Source organism: Mycobacterium sp. pUA109, from assembly GCF_041287095.1.
Taxonomy (GTDB): Bacteria; Actinomycetota; Actinomycetes; order Mycobacteriales; family Mycobacteriaceae; genus Mycobacterium.
Map to the genome: position 1 here is coordinate 35,156 of NZ_JBGGKS010000015.1, position 21,100 is coordinate 56,255.

The window sequence follows — 21,100 nt, forward strand, 5'->3', positions numbered from 1 at the left end:
ACGAACGCTGACCGCCCGATGGATATCTGGACCGAGGAGGTGAGGGCGAGATTGTGTCGCAGCGATAGTCCACATCCGTGTTTGACCGCAGTTTCGGCCCGACCCGGTCCGGGTACCCCTGTTGTCGGCTAAGCCCGAGCCGTCGCCGTCGCGCGAACTTCCCGACCGGACGGGCCTCCGGACAGGAGAAGGTCATGGATTTTGTTGTCCGCCGCCCCGTTTCGGCCAGGTGTTCCGCGGTGTTGCGGCATGCGGGTCGCCGCGCGGCCAGCCGGCTACGGGCCTGGCGGCATCTGACGCCGCAGCAGCGCGCCGAGCTGTACGTGTCGCGGATGCCGCCCGCGGTGATCACCGCCTCGCTGGGCGGGCACCCGTGGCACCCACCGGGGCGCGAGTAGGTCGCGCGAGCAGACGCAAAAGCCCCCGAAAACAGGTGTTTCAAGGGGCTTTTGCGTCTGCTCGGCGGGGTGCTGGCCGGGCCTACCCGGTACCCGCTTTCTTCTTCGCCAGCCGCAGCCAGGTATCCACCACCGTGTCCGGGTTCAGGGACACCGACTCGATGCCTTGTTCCATCAGCCATTCGGCCAGGTCGGGATGGTCGCTGGGGCCCTGGCCGCAGATCCCCACGTACTTGCCTTTCGCGCGAGCGGTGCTAATCGCCAGCGCCAGCAACTTTTTCACCGCCGGGTCGCGTTCGTCGAACAGGTCGGCGACGATGCCGGAGTCGCGGTCTAGGCCCAAGGTGAGCTGGGTGAGGTCGTTGGAGCCGATCGAGAAACCGTCGAAGACATCCAGGAACTCGTCGGCGAGCAGGGCGTTGGAGGGCACCTCGCACATCATGATGACCTTCAGCTCGTGCTCGCCTTGCCGCAAGCCGTTGTGGGCCAGTACCTCGATCACCTTGCGGCCTTCGTCGAGTGTCCGCACGAACGGGATCATCACCCAAATATTGGTGAACCCCATCGTCTCGCGCGCCTTTTTCACCGCCGCGCACTCCAACCCGAACGCGTCGGCAAAGCCCGGATCGACGTAACGGCTGGCGCCGCGATAGCCGATCATCGGGTTTTCCTCGTGCGGTTCGTAGCGGCGGCCGCCGATCAGGTTGGCGTACTCGTTGGACTTGAAGTCGGACAGCCGCACGATCACCGGCTTGGGATGCACCGAGGCGGCGATGGTGGCGATGCCCTCGGTCAGGCGGTCGACGTAGAAGCTCACCGGATCGGCATAGCCGGCCATTCGCGCGTCGATCGTCGCCCGGGTCTCGTCATCCTGGCGGTCGTAGTCGAGCAGCGCCTTCGGGTGCACCCCGATGTGGCTGGCGATGATCATCTCCAGCCGCGCCAGGCCGATACCGGCGTTGGGCAGCATGCCGAAATCGAACGCGCGGTCCGGGTTGGCGACGTTCATCATGATCTTCAGCGGCGGCTCCGGCATCGCGCCCAGGTCCGCGGTGACCCGGTCGAAGTCGAGCCGGCCTTCATAGACGACGCCGGTGTCGCCCTCCGCGCACGACACCGTCACCGCCGCGCCGTCCGGGATGCGCTCCAGTGCGTCGCCGGTTCCGACCACCGCCGGCACGCCCAGCTCGCGGGCGATGATCGCCGCATGGCAGGTGCGGCCGCCGCGATTGGTGACGATGGCGGCGGCGCACTTCATGATCGGCTCCCAGTCCGGGTCGGTCATGTCGGCGACCAGCACGTCGCCTTCCCGGAAGCTGTTCATCTGCTGCAGCGACCGGATGATCCGCGCTTGACCGGCCCCGATTTTCTGGCCGATGGCGCGGCCCTGGGTCAACACCTCGCCCTGCTCGTTGAGCTGGAAGCGCTCCAGCTGGGTGGCATGCGCGCGCGACTTCACCGTCTCCGGGCGGGCCTGCACGATGTAGAGCTTTCCGGTGTGGCCGTCCTTGGCCCATTCGACGTCCATCGGGCGGCCGTAGTGTTGCTCGATCACCAGGGCCTGACGCGCCAGTTCGTGCACGTCCTCGTCGGTGATGCAGAAGCGGCGCCGCTGTTCGGCGGGGGTGTCTTCGACCCGCACCCGCTCGCCGGGCCGATCGGAATAGACCATGCGCTGCTGCTTGGCCCCCAGGCTGCGCCGCAGCAGCGCGGGTTTACCGGCGGTCAAGGTGGGCTTGAACACGTAGAACTCGTCGGGGTTCACCGCGCCCTGAACCACCATCTCACCCAGGCCGTAGCTGCCGGTGACGAACACGACGTCGCGGAAACCCGATTCGGTGTCCAGCGTAAACAGCACCCCGGCGGCACCCACGTCCGAGCGCACCATCAGCTGCACGCCCGCGGAGAGGAAAACATCGTCGTGCCGGAAGCCTTGGTGCACGCGGTAGGCGATCGCGCGGTCGTTGTAGAGGGACGCGAAGACCTCTTTGACCGTGTGCAGGACGTTGTCGATGCCGGTGACGTTGAGGAAGGTTTCCTGCTGGCCGGCGAAGGAGGCGTCGGGCAGATCTTCGGCGGTGGCCGACGAGCGCACCGCCACCGCAACGTCCGGGGCGCCGGCGTCGTCGCACAGCTTGGCGTAGCCGTCCCGGATCGCCTGTTCTAACTCGGCGGGCAGCGCGGTCTCGGTGATCCAGCCGCGGATCTCCTTGCCGCTGCTGGCCAGCAGGTCGACGTCCTGCACGTTGAGGTTCTGCAGCCGGTCGGCGATGCGTGCCGCCAGACCGCTGTCGTGCAGATGGCGTCGGAACGCGCTGGCGGTGGTGGCGAACCCGCCGGGCACCGACACGCCCAGCTCGGCGAGGTTGCCGATCATCTCGCCCAGCGAGGCGTTCTTGCCGCCGACCTCGCCCAGGTCGGCCATGCCCAGTTGGTCTAGCCACAGCACCAGGTCGCTCACGCGGGCCTCCTCATCAAACAGCGGTGGTCGGAGGGGCTGGTATCGTGCGCTGCGGATGGCGCCAACCCCAACAGAACCCTCGCCGGCAGCGGTGTCACATGCATACCAGCCGCGGCCGGGTGTCAACGCGCCGGGTGGGAGCGCAATGCGACGTCCAGTCTTCTTCATCTCCGACTCCACGGGGATCACCGCGGAGACCATCGGCAACAGCATGCTGGCGCAGTTCGAAGGGGTGGAGTTCGAGAAGCATCGACTGCCGTTCATCGACGACGCGACCAAGGCCGAGTCCGCCGCGCAGCGGATTAAGACCCGATACCAGCAAACCGGCAGCCGACCGATTGTGGTGAACACCATGGCCGACCGTTCGCTCGGCGGGATTGTCGCCGCCAGCGGCGCACTGATGCTGGATGTGTTCGCGCCGTTCATCGGTCGGCTGGAGGAGGAACTGGGCGCCACCCCGTCCGGCGCGGTGAACCGCTCGCACGGACTGGTCGACGTCGAAAAGTATGAGGCGCGGATGAACGCCACCAACTACGCGCTGGCCCACGACGACGGCATGGACGTGGACTTCTCCCAAGCCGACCTGATCCTGGTCGGGGTGTCCCGCTCCGGCAAGACACCCACCTGCCTGTACATGGCGTTGCACTACGGGGTGAGCGCCGCTAACTACCCGCTGATCGACGAGGATCTGGACAAGCTGGAATTACCCGTACACCTGCGCCCGTACCGGGATCGGCTGTGCGGCCTAGCTATTGACCCGCAGCGGTTGGCGCAAATCCGCGAGCAGCGCCGGCCGGGTAGCCGCTATGCGGCCATGGAGCAGTGTCGCTGGGAACTGGAGCAAGCCGAGCGGCTGATGCGCCGGGAGGGTATCCCGTACCTCAACACCACCCACGTGTCGATCGAAGAGATCGCCAGCAAGATCTTTGACCGCTTCGGCATCGAGCGGACGATGTTCTGATCGGCGACTACTCGCCGCCCGCTAGGCCTGGACGATGATCGGGTCGCCGATGTTCACCAGGTTGAAGTACCAGGCCGCGTTGGACGGGCTCAGGTTGATACACCCGTGGCTGACATTGGCGTAGCCCTGGGAATCCACCGACCACGGCGCCGAATGTACATACACCCCGCTCCAGGTGACCCGCACCGCGTACTCCCCATCGAGCAGGTAGCCCTCGGGGTCGTTGAGCGGAATCCCGATCGTGCGGGAATCGAACTTGATGGTCCGCTCCTTGGACAGCGCGGTGAACGACCCGATCGGTGTCGGGCGCTTGGGCTTGCCCATCGAGGCGGGCATCACCCGCAGCACCTCTTCGTTCTGGCTGACGGTGAAGGTGTGCGCGGAGATGCTGGCCACAGCGACCACCGCATCGCCGGTTTCAAAGCGGCTCGACAACCCGCTGGCCTTCACGGTCACCGTGCTGTGGGCCGGCCAAAACCTGTCCGGCACCCACTGCACGACCTCGTCGCTCACCCAGTTGAACCGCCCGGTGGTGTTGCCCGCCGACGACACGTCGATGGTCCGTTCGGCGGCGGCGCGATCGGCGACCGGTTTGGTGAATTGCACGATGACCGGGTGCCCCACCCCGACCACCTGGCCGGGGCCGGGTTGGATGGTGGCCACGGTGTAACCGGCCCGCGGCGGCGCCTCGGCCGCCCGACTGACGGTCTCCGGGACCGCCAGCGTCAGCGCACACGTCGCCGCCACCACCGACAGACAGCGAACCACGCTTCGCATGGCGCCCACCCTCCCCAATGGTTGAATCATCAAGAACACATTCTAATCGGACGGGCCCCGACATGCCGGGACGCCGACGCCCGAACACCGGGCGCGGCAAACTATCGGAAAGGCGGCCTAGGGTGCCGCAGCGGCGGCGAAACTGCCCCACGCCGCCCGGGCGCCCGACTCGCCGATGCGGTAGACCTGCACCAACACCGCCACCGACGCCGCGATCACCAGCACCGCAATCAACCCCTGCACCACCGGCGACGGCCGGCGCCCACGCTGTTGGCGAACATGCGTCACCGCCAGCAGCGCGGCCACCACCAGCAGCGCCACCGAGCAGTAGATGGTGGTGTCGCCCAGGTTCATGTGGGTGGTCAAGGTGGGGGAGGAGTCGACGTGCTCGGCGAACCAGGCGCCGGCCCGCACCGTGGGCGGCGTCAACGCGACGGTCACCGCCGCCAGCGCCACCAACAGCCACACCAGCCGGCGGCGCGCCGCCGGCCACAACGCCGCGACGATCGCCAGCAGCGCGGTCAGCGGGGCCAAGACGATGATGAAGTGGTTCAGCAGGATGTGGACGGGCAGGCCGTGGAAGGTCGTCAACGCCGCTCCTTACGCGGTGGCCCGGACCCGTGCGGCGGCGGATTCCGGCATCGGGTCATACCGCACGAAGGACCGGGTGAAGGATCCCGCGCCGTGCGACAGCGACCGCAGGTCAATCGCGTAGCGGCTGAGTTCCACCTGCGGAACCTCGGCCTTCACCAGGGTGCGTTCGTCGCCGATCTTCTCGGTGCCCAGCACCCGGGCCCGGCGACTGGACAAATCCCCCATCACCGCGCCGACCAGGTCGTCGGGCACCAGCACCGAGACCTCGTCGATCGGTTCCAGCAGCGTCACTTTCGTGGCCGCCGCCGCCTCCCGCAACGCCAGCGCCCCGGCCATCTGGAAGGCGAAATCCGACGAGTCGACACTGTGGGCCTTGCCGTCGAGCAGGGTGACCCGGATGTCGACCACCGGGTATCCGGCGTCGACGCCCTTCTCCATCTGCGCCCGCACCCCCTTTTCCACGCTGGGGATGAACTGCCGCGGCACCGCACCCCCAACCACCTTGTCCACGAACTCGAACCCGGAGCCCTCCGGCAGCGGTTCGACCTCGACGTCGCACACCGCGTACTGACCGTGCCCGCCGGACTGCTTGACGTGCCGGCCGTGGCCTTTGGCGTTGCCGCCGAACGTCTCTCGTAGCGGGATCCGCAGCTCCACGGTGTCCACCGTGACGCCGTACCGGTTGGCCAGGCCGTCGAGCACCACGCTGGAGTGGGCCTCACCCATGCACCACAGCACGGTCTGGTGGGTTTCCGGGTTCTGCTCGATGCGCAGCGTCGGGTCTTCGGCCGCCAGCCGCGCCAACCCGACCGACAGCTTGTCCTCATCGGTTTTCGCGCGCGGCTGGACCGCGATCGGCAGCAGCGGCTCGGGCATCGTCCAGGGTCGCAAGACCAGCGGTTCGGCCTTGTCCGACAGGGTGTCCCCGGTTTCGGCGCGGCTGAGCCGACCGATCGCGCACATGTCGCCGGCCACCACAGTGCCCGCCGGGCGCTGCTGTTTACCCAGCGGGAACGACAGGGTGCCGATCCGCTCGTCCTCGTCGTGGTCGGCGTGGCTGTTCTCCTCGCCGAAAAACGATGTGAAATGGCCCGACACGTGCACCGTCGCGTCGGGCCTGATGGTGCCGGAGAACACCCGGACCAAACTGACCCTGCCGACGTAGGGGTCCGAGGTCGTCTTCACCACCTCGGCCAACAGCGCCGCGTCCGGGTCGCAGCGCAGGCTGTCATGTGTCGCGCCTTGCGGGGTGAACACCTCCGGCAGCGGGTGCTCCAGCGGAGACGGGAATCCACTGGTGGCGACCTCGAGCAGCTCCAGTGTGCCGACCCCGGTGTTGGCGCACACCGGGATCACCGGGAAGAAGGAGCCGCGGGCGACCGCCTTCTCCAGGTCCGCGATCAGCACCGCCTGATCGATCTGTTCACCGCCGAGGTAGCGCTCCATCAGCGACTCGTCTTCGGACTCTTCGATGACGCCCTCGATGAGGCTGCCGCGGTGTTCGTCGATCTGCTCGCGGTACGACGGGTCCGGGGCGTGTTCGGTGCGCTGCCCGCCGGCGTAGTCGTAGTGCGTCTGGGTCAGCAGCCCGATCAACCCGTCGCCGACCGGCAGATACAGCGGTAACACCTTGCCGCCGAATGCCGCCTGCGCGGTGGCCAGGGTGTTGGGGTAGTCGGCGCGGGCGTGGTCCAGCTTGGTGATGACCACCGCGCGCGGCATCCCCACCTGATCGCATTCCTGCCACAGCGATTTGGTCGGCTCGTCGACCCCCTCGTTGGCGGCGATCACGAACAGCGCGCAGTCCGCGGCGCGCAACCCGGCGCGCAGCTCGCCGACGAAGTCGGCGTAGCCGGGGGTGTCGATCAAATTGACCTTGATCCCGTCGTGCAGCAACGACGCCAGCGCCAGCCCGACCGAGCGCTGCTGCCGGATCTCGGCGTCGTCGAAGTCGCAGACGGTGGTGCCGTCCACCACCGAGCCGAGCCGGGGCAACACCCCCGACGCCACCAGCAACGCATCCACCAGGGTGGTTTTCCCGGCGCCCGACGGGCCCACCACCACCACGTTGCGGATGGCGGCCGGACTGTCCGCGGTGGGGGCGCTCCCGCTGCCTGAGGAAGTGGTCGTCTTGTCTGCCATCGTGCGCCGCTCCTCCTCATCGCTGCGCTCTGCATCGTCGCCGGCGGTCATCGTGCGCCGCTCCTGGTTCCCCGGCTGTCGTGCTGATAGTCCACCCTTCCCTCAACCGCTGCCCAGCACAAGCGGTTCAGCCAAAACGGTGTCCACGGCGATCGTGTTGAGGTGCCCCATGGCCGGTGCCAGAATCGAAGGCATGAACTCGGGCGCCGATTGGCCCGTATTCGCTGACGGACGCTGAGGGTGTTCCCCGAGTGGAACGGGAGACACCATGATCATCCTTCTTGTGCTGGCCGGTGCGGTCGGCATCGCGGCACTATCAGCGGTGGCGAACTTCCGCGTGATCAAGGAATACGAACGCGGCGTCGTCTTTCGGTTCGGGCGGGTGCAACGCAGCGTGCGGACGCCGGGGCTGACCTGGCTGGTCCCCGTCGCCGATCACCTGGAGAAGGTGAACATGCAGATCATCACGATGCCGGTGCCCGCCCAGGACGGCATCACCCGCGACAACGTGACGGTGCGGGTCGATGCGGTGATTTATTTCCGGGTCGCCGACCCGGTGCGGGCGGCCGTCGATGTGCAGGACTACATCTCGGCCGTTGGGCAGGTCGCCCAGACGTCGCTGCGATCGATCATCGGCAAAAGCGATCTCGACGACCTGCTGTCCAACCGGGAGGGGCTCAACCAGGGCCTGGAAGTGATGATCGACAGCCCGGCGCTGGGCTGGGGCATCCACATCGACCGTGTGGAGATCAAGGACGTGGTGTTGCCGGAGTCGATGAAGAGGTCGATGTCGCGGCAAGCCGAGGCCGAACGAGAACGCCGTGCCCGGGTGATCACCGCCGATGGGGAGCTGCAGGCGTCGCGCAAACTCGCGCAGGCCGCCGAGGCGATGGCCGACCATTCGGCCGCCCTGGAGCTGCGCCTGCTGGAGACGGTGGTTGAGGTCGCCGCGGAGAAGAACTCCACGCTGGTGCTGCCGTTCCCGGTGGAGCTGCTCCGGTTCCTCGAGCGGGCGACCCCGTCGGACGCGGCTCTCAACGGTGCGAGTGCGGAGCTCGCCGCGCACTAGGCGCTGCGCCCCTGCGTCGAGGAACGCCTGAGCCGAGGCCGGCTACGCCGAGGCCGGCTACGCCGAGGCCAGCCGCACCAGTTCTTTTGCCGCCCCGCGCAGCTCGGCGACCGAGCCGATCGGCGCGGGGTAGCCGACCCGGGTGTAGGCCACCCCGCGGTCGGTAACGACCCGAAGGTCCAGGCCGTAGCGGTCGGCACCGGTGCACGTCGCCGACGTGGTGTCCGGGTAGCCGCCCAGTGCCTGCGCCATCGCCCGCAGCGCATCGGCGTGGTCGGCGTTGAGGTGGGCGATCGCGGCCGCCGCGCGCGGTGCCACCGGGTCGGGGCCCGCGGCGGTGTAGTCCTCGCCGGTCGCCGAATCCATGCGGCCGTAACCGCCGACCCAGCGCACCCGGTGCACCCGCAGCACCCACACCGAGAAGTCGCTGTAGTCGATGTAGTACTTACCGGCCGGCACGTCCGCCAGGTAGGCGTCGCGGGCCGCGGCCAGCTCGTCGCCGCTGGGGTGGTGCACCACACCGGCGAGGGTGACCCGCGCGCCGGCCAGCGGATCGGCCTGGGTGGACGGTTCGACGATGGCGAGGCTGGCCCGCGGGTCCTTGGTCAGGTTGCGGCCGTGCTCGGCCATCCGGGACACACACAGCACCGGGGCGCCGCCCAGCAGCCCGTAGGTGACCAGCGACGCCCACGGATCGCCGTGCGCGGTCAGCGTCGCCAGCGTGGCGGCGTTGGTGGAGGCCGCGATGGTGCGGGCTTCTTCGGCCGCCGACGGCCGGGTGTCGTTGACGACCGGGGTCAGTGGGGGCGGCGCCGACGGGGCATCGCCCGGGTCGCCGTGATCACGGGAAGCCATGTCGGCACGATACCGGGTATCTCGGGTCGGTCAGGCCAGCCAGCCCGCCCAGCGCTGCACCTCGACGGTGATGACCGGGCCGGTCAGGGCCACGGTGCGGTATTGCGGGTATTTCGCCTGCAGCAACCGGTATCCGGTGTGCAGCTGCGCGCCGTCGTGGTGCACGGCCGCGGGGCCGTCGGCGCGCACCCACCACAGCTGGGTCCAGTCGTCGGTGTAGTGATCCACCAGCAGGCTGACCCGCGGGTTGTGCTCGATATTGGTCAGCCGGCGCAGCCGGGCCGTGGTTTTGGGTTTGGCGTCGACGGCGGTGTAGACGACGTCGTCGCGCACCGCGAACACCACCGGCACCAGGTGCGGTGCGCCGCCGGGGGTCACGGTGGCCAGCCGCGCGACCGGTGCCTGCGCGAACCGGCGGCGGAGGTCGGCGTTGTCGCCCACCCGGCCAGCCTATGGGACGCCACCGTTTTCGCCGCGCCGGCATTCCCCGTCGGGGCCGCTCGCTACCGTAAAGTGCATCCAATCGCGCGTAGCGGCCACGTACGCTGCGAGGAACCGGTGAACCGATGCAGGAGGTGACGGGATGGGCGGATCTCCCCGCGGACCGTGGCGGTCTTTGCTCTGTGTGGCGGCTGCGGTCGGGCTGGGTCTAGCCACGGCGCCGGCGTACGCGGCGCCCGCCCCGGCGCCGGACCCGTCGTCGATGGTCGCCAAGGTGGGACCGACCGTCGTCGACATCAACACCCAGATGGGGTACCAAAGCGCGGTCGGGGCCGGCACCGGCATTCTGCTCGACCCCAGCGGCGTGGTGCTGACCAATAACCACGTCATCTCCGGGGCCACCAACGTCACCGCGATCGCCATCGGTAACGGCCAAACCTACGATGTCGACGTGCTCGGCTATGACCGCAGCCACGACGTCGCCGTGGTGCAGCTCCGTGGGGCGGTCGGGCTGCCCGCCGCCGAGCTCGGTGACTCGTCGTCGGTGGCGGTCGGCGACCCGGTCGTCGCGATGGGCAACGCGGGCGGCCAGGGCGGCACCCCGAGCGCGGTCGCCGGTCACGTCACCGCGCTGAACCAGACCGTGTCGGCGGCCGACGAGTTGACCGGCAGCTCGGAGACGCTCAACGGCATGATCCAGGCCGACGCCCCGATCCGGGCCGGCGACTCGGGCGGGCCGATGGTCAACGCCGCCGGCCAGGTGATCGGCATGAACACCGCCGCCTCCGACAACTACAAGATCCCGCAGCAGGGCGGTCAGGGCTTCGCGATCCCGATCAACCAGGCGCTCGCGATCGCCGGGCAGATCCGGTCGGGCGCCGCGTCAAACACCGTGCACATCGGTGACACCGCATTCCTGGGGGTCGGCGTGGTCGACCACAACGGCGCCGGCGCGCGGGTGGAGCGGGTGCTGGCCAACACCCCGGCCGCGGACGCCGGAATCGGGATGGGCGACGTGATCACCGCGGTCGACAACGCCCCGGTCACCTCGGCCACCGCGTTGACGGATCTGCTGGACCAGCATCACCCCGGCGACACCATCGCACTGACCTGGCGCGGTCAGCTGGCCGGCGTGCACACCGAGAAGGTCACGTTGGCGCCGGGCCCGGTCGGCTGACGACCGATTCCCCGCCCCGACGGGTAACCGCCGCCGTTTTGCGGTAGGTGTGGAGGGGTGGGTTTAGCGAACGACGAACTCGATCCGGCCGACCCCACCGCGGGGAGCCGCGTCGAAGACGGTGTGGTCGAGCATCCCAGCGCCGACGACTTCGGTGACGCTCGTGCTCTGCCGGCCGACCCGACCTGGTTCAAACGCGCGGTGTTCTACGAGGTGCTGGTCCGCGCGTTCTACGACTCCAACGCCGACGGGATCGGTGATCTGCGCGGGCTCACCGAGCGGCTGGACTACCTGCGCTGGCTGGGCGTCGACTGCCTGTGGCTGCCGCCGTTTTACGACTCGCCGCTGCGCGACGGCGGCTACGACATCCGCGACTTCTACCGGGTGTTGCCGGAGTTCGGGACCGTCGAGGACTTCGTCACGCTGCTCGACGCCGCCCACCGCCGCGGCATCCGCGTCATCACCGACCTGGTGATGAACCACACCTCCGACTCGCACCCGTGGTTCCAGGAATCCCGCCGGGACCCCGACGGCCCCTACGGCGACTACTACGTGTGGAGCGACACCAGCGAACGCTACGCCGACGCCCGCATCATCTTCGTCGACACCGAAGAATCCAACTGGACCTTCGACCCGGTGCGCCGCCAGTTCTATTGGCACCGGTTCTTCTCGCATCAACCCGACCTGAACTACGACAACCCGGCCGTGCAGGACGCGATGATCGACGTGCTGCGGTTCTGGCTGGATCTGGGCATCGATGGGTTCCGGCTCGACGCGGTGCCGTACCTGTTCGAGCGGGAGGGCACCAACTGCGAGAACCTGCCCGAGACGCACGCCTTCCTCAAACGTTGCCGCAAGGTGGTCGACGACGAATACCCGGGCCGGGTGCTGCTGGCCGAAGCCAACCAGTGGCCGTCCGACGTCGTCGAGTATTTCGGCGACCCCGACACCGGCGGTGACGAGTGCCACATGGCGTTCCACTTCCCGCTGATGCCCCGCATCTTCATGGCGGTGCGCCGCGAGTCGCGCTTCCCCATCTCCGAAATCCTGGCCCAGACGCCGCCGATCCCGGAGCTGGCGCAGTGGGGCATTTTCCTGCGCAACCACGACGAGTTGACGCTGGAGATGGTCACCGACGAGGAACGCGACTACATGTACGCCGAATACGCCAAAGACCCGCAGATGAAGGCGAATGTCGGCATCCGGCGGCGGTTGGCGCCGCTGCTGGACAAGGACCGCAACCAGATCGAGTTGTTCACCGCGCTGCTGCTGTCGCTGCCCGGGTCCCCGATCCTGTACTACGGCGACGAGATCGGGATGGGCGACATCATCTGGTTGGGGGACCGCGACGCGGTGCGCACCCCGATGCAGTGGACCCCGGACCGCAATGCCGGCTTCTCCGCCGCCAACCCGGGCCGGCTGTACCTGCCGCCCATCCAGGACCCGGTGTACGGCCACCAGTCGGTCAACGTCGAAGCCCAGCGCGACACGTCGACGTCGCTGCTGAACTGGACCCGCACCATGCTGGCGGTGCGCCGCCGCCACGACGCCTTCGCCATCGGCACATTCCGGGAACTGGGCGGCTCCAACCCGTCGGTGCTGGCGTACGTGCGGGAGCTCGAAGACGACACCGGCGGGACTGTGCTGTGCGTCAACAACCTGTCCCGCTTCCCCCAACCCATCGAGCTGAACCTGCAGCACTGGAGCGGCTACACCCCGATCGAACTGACCGGGCACGTGGAGTTTCCGGCCATCGGGCAGCTGCCCTACCTGCTGACGCTGCCCGGACACGGCTTCTACTGGTTTCAGCTGTGCAAGTCTGAGGAGTCGCGATGACTTCTGCTACCGACCGGTCCGCCGGGGTGCCCGCCAACCTGCCCTGGGCGGACTGGCTTGTTCAACAACGCTGGTACGCCGGCCGCAACCGGGAACTGTCCGCCGCCACCCCCGGCCTCATCGTGGCGTTGCGCGACGGCTTGGATTTGGTGCTGGTGGACGTCACCTACACCGACGGGGCCACCGACCGCTATCAGGTGGTGGTCAGCTGGGACGCCGACCTGGTCTCCGAGTACAGTGCGGTCGCCACGATCGGCACCGACCACGGCCACGTTGGCTACGACGCGCTGTATGACCCGGACGCCTGCCGGTTCCTGCTGTCGCTGATCGACTCCGCCGCGGTGCGCGGCGACGTCACCTTCGCCCGGGAACCCGACGCCGTGCTGCCGCTGGACGCGGCGTCCTGGGTGGCCGACGCCGAGCAGAGCAACACCAGCGTCATCTTCGAACAGGACGCCATCCTGAAGGTGTTCCGCCGCACCACCACCGGCATCAGCCCCGACATCGAACTCAACCGGGTGTTGGCGCGCACCGGCAACCCGCATGCGGCCCGACTGCTGGGCGCCTACCAGGCGGTGCTGCCCGGCGGGGTGCCCTGCCCGCTGGGCATGGTCAACGCGTACGCCGCCAACTCCGCGGAAGGCTGGGCGATGGCCACCGCCAGCGTCCGCGACCTGTTCGCCGAGGCCGACCTGTACGCCCACGAGGTCGGCGGGGATTTCGCCGGCGAGTCCCAGCGACTCGGCGAGGCGGTCGCGTCGGTGCACGCGACGCTGTCCGAGGCCCTGGGCACCATGGCGTCCACCTTCCCGGTGGACGCCATGGTGGCGCGGCTGAAGGCCACCGCCGCGACCGTTCCCGAGCTGGAGCCCCACCTGGGTGCCATCGAGCAACGCTTCGGCGCGCTGGCCGGTGTACCGATCACCACCCAACGCGTGCACGGCGACCTGCATCTGGGGCAGGTGCTGCGCACCCCGGAAAGCTGGTTGCTGATCGACTTCGAGGGCGAACCCGGCCAGCCGTCCGAGGAGCGGCGCGCGCCGGACTCCCCGCTGCGGGACGTCGCCGGTATGCTGCGCTCCTACGAGTACGCCGCCTACGGGCAGCTGGTCGACCAGAGCGACGACAAGCAACTGGCGGCGCGAGCCCGGGAATGGGTGCAGCGCAACCGCACCGCGTTCTGCGACGGCTACGCCGCGGTGTCCGGGGTCGATCCGCGGGCGTCCGCGGACCTGCTGGCGGCCTACGAACTGGACAAAGCGGTGTACGAGGCCGGCTACGAGTCGCGGCACCGGCCGGGCTGGCTGCCGATTCCACTGCGCTCGATCGAGCGTCTCCTGGTTAGCTGAGCCTCGCTCGCGCTGCCGAGACCGCCGAGGTCTGGCAGCATGGTCGTTCGTGATTCGTCTTCGCCAGATGTACGACAGCGAAACGAAGCTGTCCTGGGTGTTGTCCGCGCTGGCCGGGGTGCTGGGGGCTACGGCGTTTTCACACTCCGCGGGATACTTCGTCACCTTCATGACCGGAAACGCCCAGCGCGCAGTGATGGGGTTCTTCGCCGACGAAGAGTGGACGACGGCCTCGCCCTGGTTGGCGGTGTCGGCTGCGCTGCTCATGGTGGCCTTCGTCGCCGGCGTGATCAGCGCGTCACTGTGCCGCCGCTACCTGTGGCCGACCCGGCCGCATGCGTCCACCGTGCTGGCCACGTTGGCGCTCGTGCTCGCTACCGTGGTCGACCTCTTCCTGGGCGGGCCCGCGCTGCCCCTGCCGTTCTTTCCGATCGCGTTGGTGACCTTCGGTGTCGGTGCGTTGAACACCACCTTCGTCAACAAAGACGGCGAAACGTCGATCGGTTTGAGCTATATGACCGGGACGCTGGTGAAGATGGGCCAAGGCATCGAGCGGCACTGCAACGGCGGGAATCTCACCGACTGGCTCGGATATTTCCTGATCCTGGCCAGCTTCATGGGCGGCGCCACCATCGGCGGGTTCATCAGCCTGTTCGCCGGGGGCACCTACATGCTGGGTATCGCCAGCGTGGTGTGCGCCCTGACCAGCGGGTACACCTACCTCTACGCCGACCGCCGCGCGTTGTGGAAATAGTTCCGCCCGCGGGAAAAAGCATGGGCAGCAGCGCCGGGTGGACGCTGCTGCCCATGCCTGGGGTGGTGCGGTTTAGGTGGCGGGCGCGGTACCCAGCAGCACCCGCTGGATGTCGGGCTTCATGGCCACCAGCTGCTGGTTCCAGTACGGCCAGGCGTGCGTCCCGTCGGCCGGGAAGTTGAACACCCCGTTGTTGCCGCCGGCGGCAATGTAGTTGTCCCGGAAGGTTTCGTTGGTGCGCAACGTGAAGCTTTCCAGGAACTTGGCCGGCATGTCGGCTCCGCCCAGCTCGTTGGGTGTGCCGTTACCGCAGTAGATCCAGATGCGGGTGTTGTTTTGCACCAGCGTCGGGATCTGCACCATCGGGTCGTTGCGCTTCCACGCCGGGTCGCTGGACGGACCCCACATGCTGTTGGCGTTGTAGCCGCCGGAGTCGTTCATCGCCATGCCGATCAGCGTCGGCCACCACCCCTCCGACGGGTTGAGGAACCCGGACAGCGCTGCGGCGTACGGGAACTGCTGCGGGTGGTAGGTCGCCAGGATCAGCGACGAGCTGCCCGCCATCGACAGGCCCACCACCGCGTTGCCGGTCGTCGAGACACCCCGGTTGGCCTGCAGCCAGCTCGGCATCTCCTGAGTCAGGAACGTCTCCCACTTGTAGGTGTAGTTCTGGCCGTTGCCCTGCGAGGGTTGGTACCAGTCGGTGTAGAAGCTGGACTGCCCGCCGACCGGCATGATCGTGGACAGGCCCGACTGGTAGTACTCCTCGAACGCCGGGGTGTTGATGTCCCAGCCGTTGTAGTCGTCCTGGGCGCGCAGACCGTCGAGCAGGTACACCGCGTGCGGCCCCCCGCCCTGGAACTGAACCTTGATGTCGCGACCCATCGACGGCGAGGGCACCTGCAGGTATTCGACCGGCAGACCCGGTCGGGAGAACGCGCCGGCAGTCGCTGTGCCGCCGACCACACCGACCAGGCCGGGCAGCAACGCCGCCCCGATGGCCGCCATCGTCAGCCGGCGTGGCAAACCTGCCGCGGCGCCGCGCAACTTGTCAACGAACTTCATAGCTCCTACCCATCCCAACTTTCATCTGCCGTTTGACACGGTCGAATGGCTGTCCTGCGGCAGTCAAACACGAATCGGGGGGTTTTCCGGCCCGTCGCCGCCGGGGGAACGCGTCGCGGTTAGCTAACGATTGCGAGACACCGCCGTTACCGTCGCCCGCGGGCGACGTCGGCGCCGCGCGCCGGTCTGGGAGGATGCCGAAGACGGAAAGGGGAGCGCCATGACCACCATCGCCGCGCCGCTCGCCGGCGTGCGAGTCGTCGAGATCGCGAGTTTCGTCGCGGTGCCCCTGGCGGGCATGACGCTGGCCCAGCTGGGCGCCGAGGTGATCCGGGTCGACCCGATCGGTGGCGGCGCCGACTATCACCGCTGGCCGGTCGCCGACAACGGCACCAGCATCTACTGGTCGGGGCTGAACAAGGGCGTCCGGTCGGTGGCGGTCGACCTGAGGTCGGACGCCGGCCAGCGCCTGGTGCAACGGCTGATCGTCGACGCCGGCGTGTTGATCACGAATGTGGTAGGGCGGCAATGGCATTCGTACGAGACGTTGACCGCTGAACGCGCCGACCTGATCCACCTGGAGGTCAGCGGACGCGGCGACGGGTCGACCGGGGTGGACTACACGGTCAACGCCGCGGTCGGTTTCCCGTTGGTGACCGGTCCCGCCGAGCACGGTGGCCCGATCAACCATGTGCTGCCGGCCTGGGACGTGACGTGCGGGCTGTATGTCGCGCTGGGCGTCATCGCCGCGTTGCGCCGCCGCGACGACACCGGCGTCGGCGGCCGGATCACCCTGGCGCTGGAGAACGTCGCGCTGGCGACGGCGGGGGCGCTGGGACTGCTCACCGAGCCGATGGTCAACGGCACCGAGCGGCAACGCCTCGGCAACGCCATCTACGGCCAGTACGGTCAGACCTTCACCAGCGGCGACGGCGCGTCGTTCATGATCGTCACGCTGACCCCCCGGCATTTCCGCGACCTGACCGAACTCACCGGAACCACGAAAGCCGTTGCCGCGCTGGCGGATGCGCTTGGCGCGGACTTCGCCCAGGAAGGCGACCGGTACCGCTACCGCGACGCGTTGACCGGCTTGTTCACGGTGTGGTTCGCCGAGCACACCGCCGAGGAGATCACCGCCGGCTTGTCGGCCACGTCGATCCTGTGGGACCGCTACCGCACCTTCGGGGAGGTGGCGGCCAGCGACCGGGTGACGGCCAACCCGCTGTTCACCGCGCTGCATCAGCCGCGGGTCGGCGACTATCTGGCCGCCGGGTCACCGTTGGCGATCGACGGCGTACACCCCCCGGCGGTGGCGGCGCCGGCGCTGGGCGACGACACCGCGGCGGTGTTGCGGGATCGGCTCGGGATGGGCGGCGAGGAGCTGGCCCGGCTGGTCGAGCAGGGAATCGTCGCCGGCGCATGAGTCGTCTGCTGGACTTACTTGAGGTGCGGCCCGCCGACGGCGACGTGTGGATCGGCCCCGGCAGCGGGCCGGCCGGCAAGCGCGCGTTCGGCGGGCAGCTGGCCGGGCAGGCGCTGGCCGCGGCCGGCCGCACCGTCACCGGGATGGCACCGACCAACATGCACGTGCAGTTTCTGCGCGGCGGCGACGCCGGCGACCCCGTCGAATACGCGGTGGAGCGGGTGTTCGACGGGCGGACCTCGGCGTGCCGGCGGGTCATGGCGCGGCAATCCGGCCGGCTGCTGACCACCGCCACGGTCACCTTCGCGGCGGCGCTGGCCGGCCCGGAACACGGCCGGGTCGCCGCGCCGGCGCCACCCGGTGACCTGCCGCGCACCGGCCCGGCCGGGCCCGCCCCGTCGATGCCGCTCGACGAGATCGACATCCGGATCGCCGACACCGGGTGCGGGGAGGCATTTACTCGCCGATTCTGGTGGCGCACAACGGTTCCGCTGCCCGACGATCCGTTTCTGCACACCTGCGCGGCGGTGTATGTCACCGATGTCTACATGATCGACCCGGCGCTGCAGGTGCACGGCCATGCGATGGCCGACCGCAGTCATCGCAGCGGCACGACCGCCTCCTCGGTGTGGTTTCACCAACCGGTGCGCAGTGACCGGTGGAATCTGCTGGAGTCGTCGTCGCCGGCCGCCGCGCGCGGACGCGGCGTGGTCAGCGGCCGGCTGGTCGACCCCGACGGGGCGGTCGTCGCCACGCTGGTGCAGGAGGGGTTGATCGCGGCCCGCGAATAGTGTCGGTCGCAAACGACGAAAGGTAGGAGATAACGCAATGCGCACGTTTGGATCGGTTAACGAATTGGCCGCGCTGCAGGGTCAATCCATCGGCCACAGCGACTGGGTGACCATCACTCAGGAGGCGGTGAACCTGTTCGCCGACGCGACCGGGGATCACCAGTGGATCCACGTCGACCCGGAGAGGGCCGCCAACGGCCCGTTCGGGACCACGATCGCGCACGGCTACATGACGTTGTCGCTGCTGCCGCAGTTGATGCACACCATGTACCGGGTGGACGGGCTGAAGATGGCGGTGAACTACGGGCTGAACAAGGTCCGCTTCCCGTCGCCGGTGCCGGTCGGCTCCAAGGTGCGCGCCGAGGGTTCGGTGGTCAACGTCGATGACCTCGGTGACGGTGCCTACCAGGTGACCCTGTCGACGACCGTCGAAGTCGAAGGCGCCGCCAAGCCGGCGTGTGTCGCCGAGAGCGTCGTTCGGTACATGACCTGACCCGGTCAGAACTCGGCGATGGTGTGTTCCAGCCGTTCGGCCAGTAGCGCCTGCGCGGCCGCGCGTCGGGTCGGCAGATGCGCCGACGGGAACGGTGTTGCCACCGGTTGGTATTCGCGCAAGGTGCGGCGGGCCACCGTCATCTTGTGCAGCTCGGTGGCCCCGTCGGCGATGCCCAGCGACTGCGCGGCCACCATCATCTTCACGAACGGCATCTCGTTGGACACCCCCAGCGCGCCGTGCAGGTGCATGGCGCGCTGCACCACGTCGTGCAGCACCTGCGGCATGGCGACCTTCACCGCGGCGATATCGCGGCGCACCTTCTGGTAGTCGCGGTGCCGGTCGATCAGCCAGGCGGTGCGCAGCACCAGCAGCCGGAACTGTTCGATCTGAATCCAGCTGTCGGCCACCTTTTCCTGGGTCATCTGCAGATCCGACAGCGGACCAAACCGGGTCTGCCGCGACACCGCCCGCTCGCACATCATGTCGAAGGCCAGCCGCGCCAACGCGATGGTGCGCATCGCGTGGTGCACCCGTCCGCCGCCCAGCCGGGTCTGGGCGATCGCGAACGCCTGCCCTTCCCCGCCGAGCACGTGGTCCAGGGGCACCCGCACGTTGGTGTAGCGGACATAGCCGTGGCTGGCATGCTCGCCCGACTCCACCCCGACACCGACATTGCGGACGATCTCAATACCCGGGGTTTCGGCCGGCACGATGAACAGCGACATCTTCTCCCGGGTGCGCGCGTCCGGGTTGGTGACGGCCATGACGATGAAGAACGCGGCGTGGCGGGCGTTGGTGGAAAACCACTTCTCGCCATTGAGCACCCACGAATCGCCGTCCCGTTCGGCGCGGGTGACGAACAGGCCCGGGTCCGAACCGCCCTGCGGCTCGGTCATCGAATAACACGACGTGATCGCCCCGTCGAGCAACGGCTGCAGATAGCGGGCCTTTTGCTGGTTGGTGCCGAACAGCGCCAGGATCTCGGCGTTGCCCGAATCCGGTGCCTGACAGCCAAATACCGACGGCGCCCAGCGGGACCGGCCCAGGATCTCGTTGAGCAGCGCCAGCCGCACCTGCCCGTAGCCCTGCCCGCCGAGGTCGGGCGGCAGGTGCGCCGCCCACAGGCCCTGCTCCTGCACCCGCTGCTGCAGCGGCCGCAACACCGCCACGGTGTCGGGATTCGCCCGGTCGTAGGGGTCTAGCGCCACCAGGTCCAGCGGGTCGACCTCCGCGCGCATGAACTCCTCGACCCAGTCCAGTTTGCGCTGATAGTCCGGCTCGGTTTCAAAGTCCCACATGGTGGTCACCGTAACGCCGACAACCCGGTGCACGGCATGCTTAAGGCAATGCGAATCACCCAGATCATCGAGACCCCGATACGGTTGCGTGGCGAGATCGCCAACGCGCTGGTCGACTTCTCACGGCACACGGTGTCGCTGGTTGCGGTGGTCTCCGACGTGCGGCGACACGGCAAACCGGTCGCCGGGGTCGCGTTCGACTCGATCGGCCGGTTCGCCCAAAGCGGCATTCTGCGCGACCGGATGATCCCGCGGGTGCTGTCCGCGCCACCGGAGTCGCTGCACGACCACGCGGGCCGCATCGACCCGGCACGGGTGCTGGCGTGCGCGATCGCCGACGAAAAGCCGGGCGGACACGGCGACCGCGCCGCCGCGGCGGCCGCGCTGGAACTGGCGTGCTGGGATCTGAACGCCAAACTCGCCGAGGAGCCCGCTTACGCCACCATCGCCCGCCACTGGGGCCGGGAACCGGCCCGGTCGGCGGTCCCGGTGTACGCCGCCGGCGGCTACTACTATCCCGGCGACGACCTGGACCGGCTGCGCACCGAGATGCGCGGCTACCGCGACCTGGGCTACACCGCGGTCAAGGTGAAGATCGGCGGGGCGGCGCTGCGCGACGACCTGGCCCGCATCGAGGCGGTGCTCGACGTCGTCGGCGCCGGCGCCCGGGTCGCCGTCGACGCCAACGGCCGCTTCGACGCGGCCGCGGCGTGCGACTGGGCGCGGGCATTGAGCCCGTACGGGTTGCGGTGGTACGAGGAGCCCGGCGACCCGCTCGACTTCGAACTGAACCGCCAGGTGATCGAGTGCTACGACGGTGCCGTGGCCACCGGGGAGAACCTGTTTTCGGTGCCCGACGTGACCAACCTGGTCCGCTACGGCGGCATGCGCCCGGGCCACGACGTCTTTCAGATGGACGCCGGGCTCAGCTACGGGCTGACCGAATACGCCCGCATGCTCGGGGTGCTGGAGGCGCACGGGTTCGATCGCCGGTTCGCCTACCCGCACGGCGGTCACCTGATCAACCTGCACATCGCCGCCGGGCTGGGGCTGGGCGGCTGCGAATCCTATCCGGGGGTGTTCGCCCCGTTCGGCGGCTACTCGCCGGGCTGTGTGCTGTCCGACGGCGCGATCACGCCCGCCGACACACCGGGCTTCGGGCTGGAGCAGAAGGCCGGGCTGACCGAGTTGATCGACGACCTGCTGGGATGAA

19 protein-coding genes are annotated in these 21,100 nt (G+C 68.7%); 11 read left to right on the top strand and 8 right to left on the bottom strand.

What is annotated here, in order from left to right; all coding sequences use genetic code 11:
- Positions 1 to 194: 194 nt before the first annotated feature.
- Positions 195 to 398 carry a hypothetical protein gene (locus tag ACAG26_RS17590; RefSeq protein ID WP_370484357.1) on the top strand — a complete coding sequence of 68 codons (204 nt, stop codon included), beginning with the start codon at positions 195 to 197 and terminating at the stop codon, positions 396 to 398.
- An 82-nt stretch (positions 399 to 480) separates the two neighbouring features.
- Here ACAG26_RS17590 and ppsA read toward each other — a convergent pair whose 3' ends face one another.
- Positions 481 to 2,859: a phosphoenolpyruvate synthase gene (gene ppsA, locus ACAG26_RS17595; RefSeq protein ID WP_370484358.1), complete on the bottom strand. Its 2,379-nt coding sequence runs from the start codon at positions 2,857 to 2,859 to the stop codon at positions 481 to 483.
- 145 nt (positions 2,860 to 3,004) lie between these two features.
- Between ppsA and ACAG26_RS17600 the strand changes: the two genes are divergently transcribed.
- Positions 3,005 to 3,820 carry a pyruvate, water dikinase regulatory protein gene (locus ACAG26_RS17600; protein WP_370484359.1) on the top strand — a complete coding sequence of 272 codons (816 nt, stop codon included), beginning with the start codon at positions 3,005 to 3,007 and terminating at the stop codon, positions 3,818 to 3,820.
- A 21-nt stretch (positions 3,821 to 3,841) separates the two neighbouring features.
- Here the strand turns inward: ACAG26_RS17600 and ACAG26_RS17605 are convergent, their stop codons facing one another.
- The 3 genes from ACAG26_RS17605 to ACAG26_RS17615 all read right to left on the bottom strand — a co-directional run bounded on the left by ACAG26_RS17605 (position 3,842) and on the right by ACAG26_RS17615 (position 7,333).
- A complete protein-coding gene (locus ACAG26_RS17605; protein WP_370484360.1) occupies positions 3,842 to 4,597 on the bottom strand; it encodes a L,D-transpeptidase family protein in 756 nt (251 codons plus the stop codon).
- Between the two features lie 117 nt (positions 4,598 to 4,714).
- Complete coding sequence (locus ACAG26_RS17610) at positions 4,715 to 5,188, bottom strand: DUF2231 domain-containing protein (RefSeq protein WP_370484361.1); 474 nt, start codon at positions 5,186 to 5,188, stop codon at positions 4,715 to 4,717.
- Positions 5,189 to 5,197: 9 nt separating this feature from the next.
- Positions 5,198 to 7,333, bottom strand: coding sequence for an elongation factor G-like protein EF-G2 (locus ACAG26_RS17615; RefSeq protein WP_370484480.1), 2,136 nt, complete (start codon positions 7,331 to 7,333; stop codon positions 5,198 to 5,200).
- Positions 7,334 to 7,601: 268 nt separating this feature from the next.
- On the opposite strand from ACAG26_RS17615, the gene ACAG26_RS17620 reads away from it, so the two are divergent.
- Positions 7,602 to 8,402 carry an SPFH domain-containing protein gene (locus tag ACAG26_RS17620; RefSeq protein WP_370484362.1) on the top strand — a complete coding sequence of 267 codons (801 nt, stop codon included), beginning with the start codon at positions 7,602 to 7,604 and terminating at the stop codon, positions 8,400 to 8,402.
- 57 nt (positions 8,403 to 8,459) lie between these two features.
- On the opposite strand, the gene ACAG26_RS17625 is transcribed toward ACAG26_RS17620, so the two are convergent.
- Positions 8,460 to 9,257, bottom strand: coding sequence for a HugZ family protein (locus tag ACAG26_RS17625; RefSeq protein ID WP_370484363.1), 798 nt, complete (start codon positions 9,255 to 9,257; stop codon positions 8,460 to 8,462).
- A gap of 30 nt (positions 9,258 to 9,287) precedes the next feature.
- Positions 9,288 to 9,698: a TIGR03668 family PPOX class F420-dependent oxidoreductase gene (locus ACAG26_RS17630; protein WP_370484364.1), complete on the bottom strand. Its 411-nt coding sequence runs from the start codon at positions 9,696 to 9,698 to the stop codon at positions 9,288 to 9,290.
- A 142-nt stretch (positions 9,699 to 9,840) separates the two neighbouring features.
- Here ACAG26_RS17630 and ACAG26_RS17635 point away from each other — a divergent pair, with 142 nt between their 5' ends.
- The 4 genes from ACAG26_RS17635 (at position 9,841) to ACAG26_RS17650 (ending at position 14,814) form a co-directional block, all read left to right on the top strand.
- Positions 9,841 to 10,875 carry a S1C family serine protease gene (locus ACAG26_RS17635; protein ID WP_370484365.1) on the top strand — a complete coding sequence of 345 codons (1,035 nt, stop codon included), beginning with the start codon at positions 9,841 to 9,843 and terminating at the stop codon, positions 10,873 to 10,875.
- 57 nt (positions 10,876 to 10,932) lie between these two features.
- Positions 10,933 to 12,711 carry a maltose alpha-D-glucosyltransferase gene (treS, locus tag ACAG26_RS17640; protein ID WP_370484366.1) on the top strand — a complete coding sequence of 593 codons (1,779 nt, stop codon included), beginning with the start codon at positions 10,933 to 10,935 and terminating at the stop codon, positions 12,709 to 12,711.
- Positions 12,708 to 14,060, top strand: coding sequence for a maltokinase (locus ACAG26_RS17645; protein ID WP_370484367.1), 1,353 nt, complete (start codon positions 12,708 to 12,710; stop codon positions 14,058 to 14,060). The genes treS and ACAG26_RS17645 overlap by 4 nt, the downstream gene beginning before the upstream one ends.
- A 67-nt stretch (positions 14,061 to 14,127) precedes the next feature.
- Positions 14,128 to 14,814, top strand: coding sequence for a YoaK family protein (locus ACAG26_RS17650; RefSeq protein WP_370484481.1), 687 nt, complete (start codon positions 14,128 to 14,130; stop codon positions 14,812 to 14,814).
- Between the two features lie 72 nt (positions 14,815 to 14,886).
- On the opposite strand, the gene ag85C is transcribed toward ACAG26_RS17650, so the two are convergent.
- Positions 14,887 to 15,879, bottom strand: a complete 993-nt coding sequence (ag85C, locus tag ACAG26_RS17655; protein WP_370484368.1) for a diacylglycerol acyltransferase/mycolyltransferase Ag85C — start codon at positions 15,877 to 15,879, stop codon at positions 14,887 to 14,889.
- A gap of 220 nt (positions 15,880 to 16,099) precedes the next feature.
- Here ag85C and ACAG26_RS17660 point away from each other — a divergent pair, with 220 nt between their 5' ends.
- The 3 genes from ACAG26_RS17660 to ACAG26_RS17670 are packed head-to-tail and all read left to right on the top strand — an operon-like array spanning position 16,100 to position 18,586.
- A complete protein-coding gene (locus tag ACAG26_RS17660; protein ID WP_370484369.1) occupies positions 16,100 to 17,302 on the top strand; it encodes a CoA transferase in 1,203 nt (400 codons plus the stop codon).
- On the top strand, positions 17,299 to 18,093 hold the full coding sequence (locus ACAG26_RS17665; RefSeq protein WP_370484370.1) for an acyl-CoA thioesterase domain-containing protein: 795 nt from the start codon (positions 17,299 to 17,301) through the stop codon (positions 18,091 to 18,093). Before ACAG26_RS17660 ends, ACAG26_RS17665 begins: the two co-directional genes overlap by 4 nt.
- 37 nt (positions 18,094 to 18,130) lie before the next feature.
- Positions 18,131 to 18,586, top strand: coding sequence for a MaoC family dehydratase (locus ACAG26_RS17670; RefSeq protein ID WP_370484371.1), 456 nt, complete (start codon positions 18,131 to 18,133; stop codon positions 18,584 to 18,586).
- Positions 18,587 to 18,591: 5 nt separating this feature from the next.
- Here ACAG26_RS17670 and ACAG26_RS17675 read toward each other — a convergent pair whose 3' ends face one another.
- Positions 18,592 to 19,887, bottom strand: coding sequence for an acyl-CoA dehydrogenase family protein (locus ACAG26_RS17675; RefSeq protein ID WP_370484372.1), 1,296 nt, complete (start codon positions 19,885 to 19,887; stop codon positions 18,592 to 18,594).
- A gap of 48 nt (positions 19,888 to 19,935) precedes the next feature.
- Between ACAG26_RS17675 and ACAG26_RS17680 the strand changes: the two genes are divergently transcribed.
- Positions 19,936 to 21,099, top strand: coding sequence for an enolase C-terminal domain-like protein (locus tag ACAG26_RS17680; protein WP_370484373.1), 1,164 nt, complete (start codon positions 19,936 to 19,938; stop codon positions 21,097 to 21,099).
- Position 21,100 lies beyond the last annotated feature (1 nt).

Coding starts and splice junctions, on each gene's coding strand:
- ACAG26_RS17650 (WP_370484481.1), top strand. CDS start 14,128: ATGTACGACAGCGAAACGAAGCTGTCCTGGGTGTTGTCCGCGCTGGCC.
- ACAG26_RS17615 (WP_370484480.1), bottom strand. CDS start 7,333: ATGGCAGACAAGACGACCACTTCCTCAGGCAGCGGGAGCGCCCCCACC.
- ACAG26_RS17620 (WP_370484362.1), top strand. CDS start 7,602: ATGATCATCCTTCTTGTGCTGGCCGGTGCGGTCGGCATCGCGGCACTA.
- ACAG26_RS17635 (WP_370484365.1), top strand. CDS start 9,841: ATGGGCGGATCTCCCCGCGGACCGTGGCGGTCTTTGCTCTGTGTGGCG.
- ACAG26_RS17590 (WP_370484357.1), top strand. CDS start 195: ATGGATTTTGTTGTCCGCCGCCCCGTTTCGGCCAGGTGTTCCGCGGTG.
- ACAG26_RS17670 (WP_370484371.1), top strand. CDS start 18,131: ATGCGCACGTTTGGATCGGTTAACGAATTGGCCGCGCTGCAGGGTCAA.
- ACAG26_RS17600 (WP_370484359.1), top strand. CDS start 3,005: ATGCGACGTCCAGTCTTCTTCATCTCCGACTCCACGGGGATCACCGCG.
- ACAG26_RS17675 (WP_370484372.1), bottom strand. CDS start 19,887: ATGTGGGACTTTGAAACCGAGCCGGACTATCAGCGCAAACTGGACTGG.
- ag85C (WP_370484368.1), bottom strand. CDS start 15,879: ATGAAGTTCGTTGACAAGTTGCGCGGCGCCGCGGCAGGTTTGCCACGC.
- ACAG26_RS17665 (WP_370484370.1), top strand. CDS start 17,299: ATGAGTCGTCTGCTGGACTTACTTGAGGTGCGGCCCGCCGACGGCGAC.
- ACAG26_RS17680 (WP_370484373.1), top strand. CDS start 19,936: ATGCGAATCACCCAGATCATCGAGACCCCGATACGGTTGCGTGGCGAG.
- ACAG26_RS17660 (WP_370484369.1), top strand. CDS start 16,100: ATGACCACCATCGCCGCGCCGCTCGCCGGCGTGCGAGTCGTCGAGATC.
- ACAG26_RS17605 (WP_370484360.1), bottom strand. CDS start 4,597: ATGCGAAGCGTGGTTCGCTGTCTGTCGGTGGTGGCGGCGACGTGTGCG.
- ACAG26_RS17645 (WP_370484367.1), top strand. CDS start 12,708: ATGACTTCTGCTACCGACCGGTCCGCCGGGGTGCCCGCCAACCTGCCC.
- ACAG26_RS17625 (WP_370484363.1), bottom strand. CDS start 9,257: ATGGCTTCCCGTGATCACGGCGACCCGGGCGATGCCCCGTCGGCGCCG.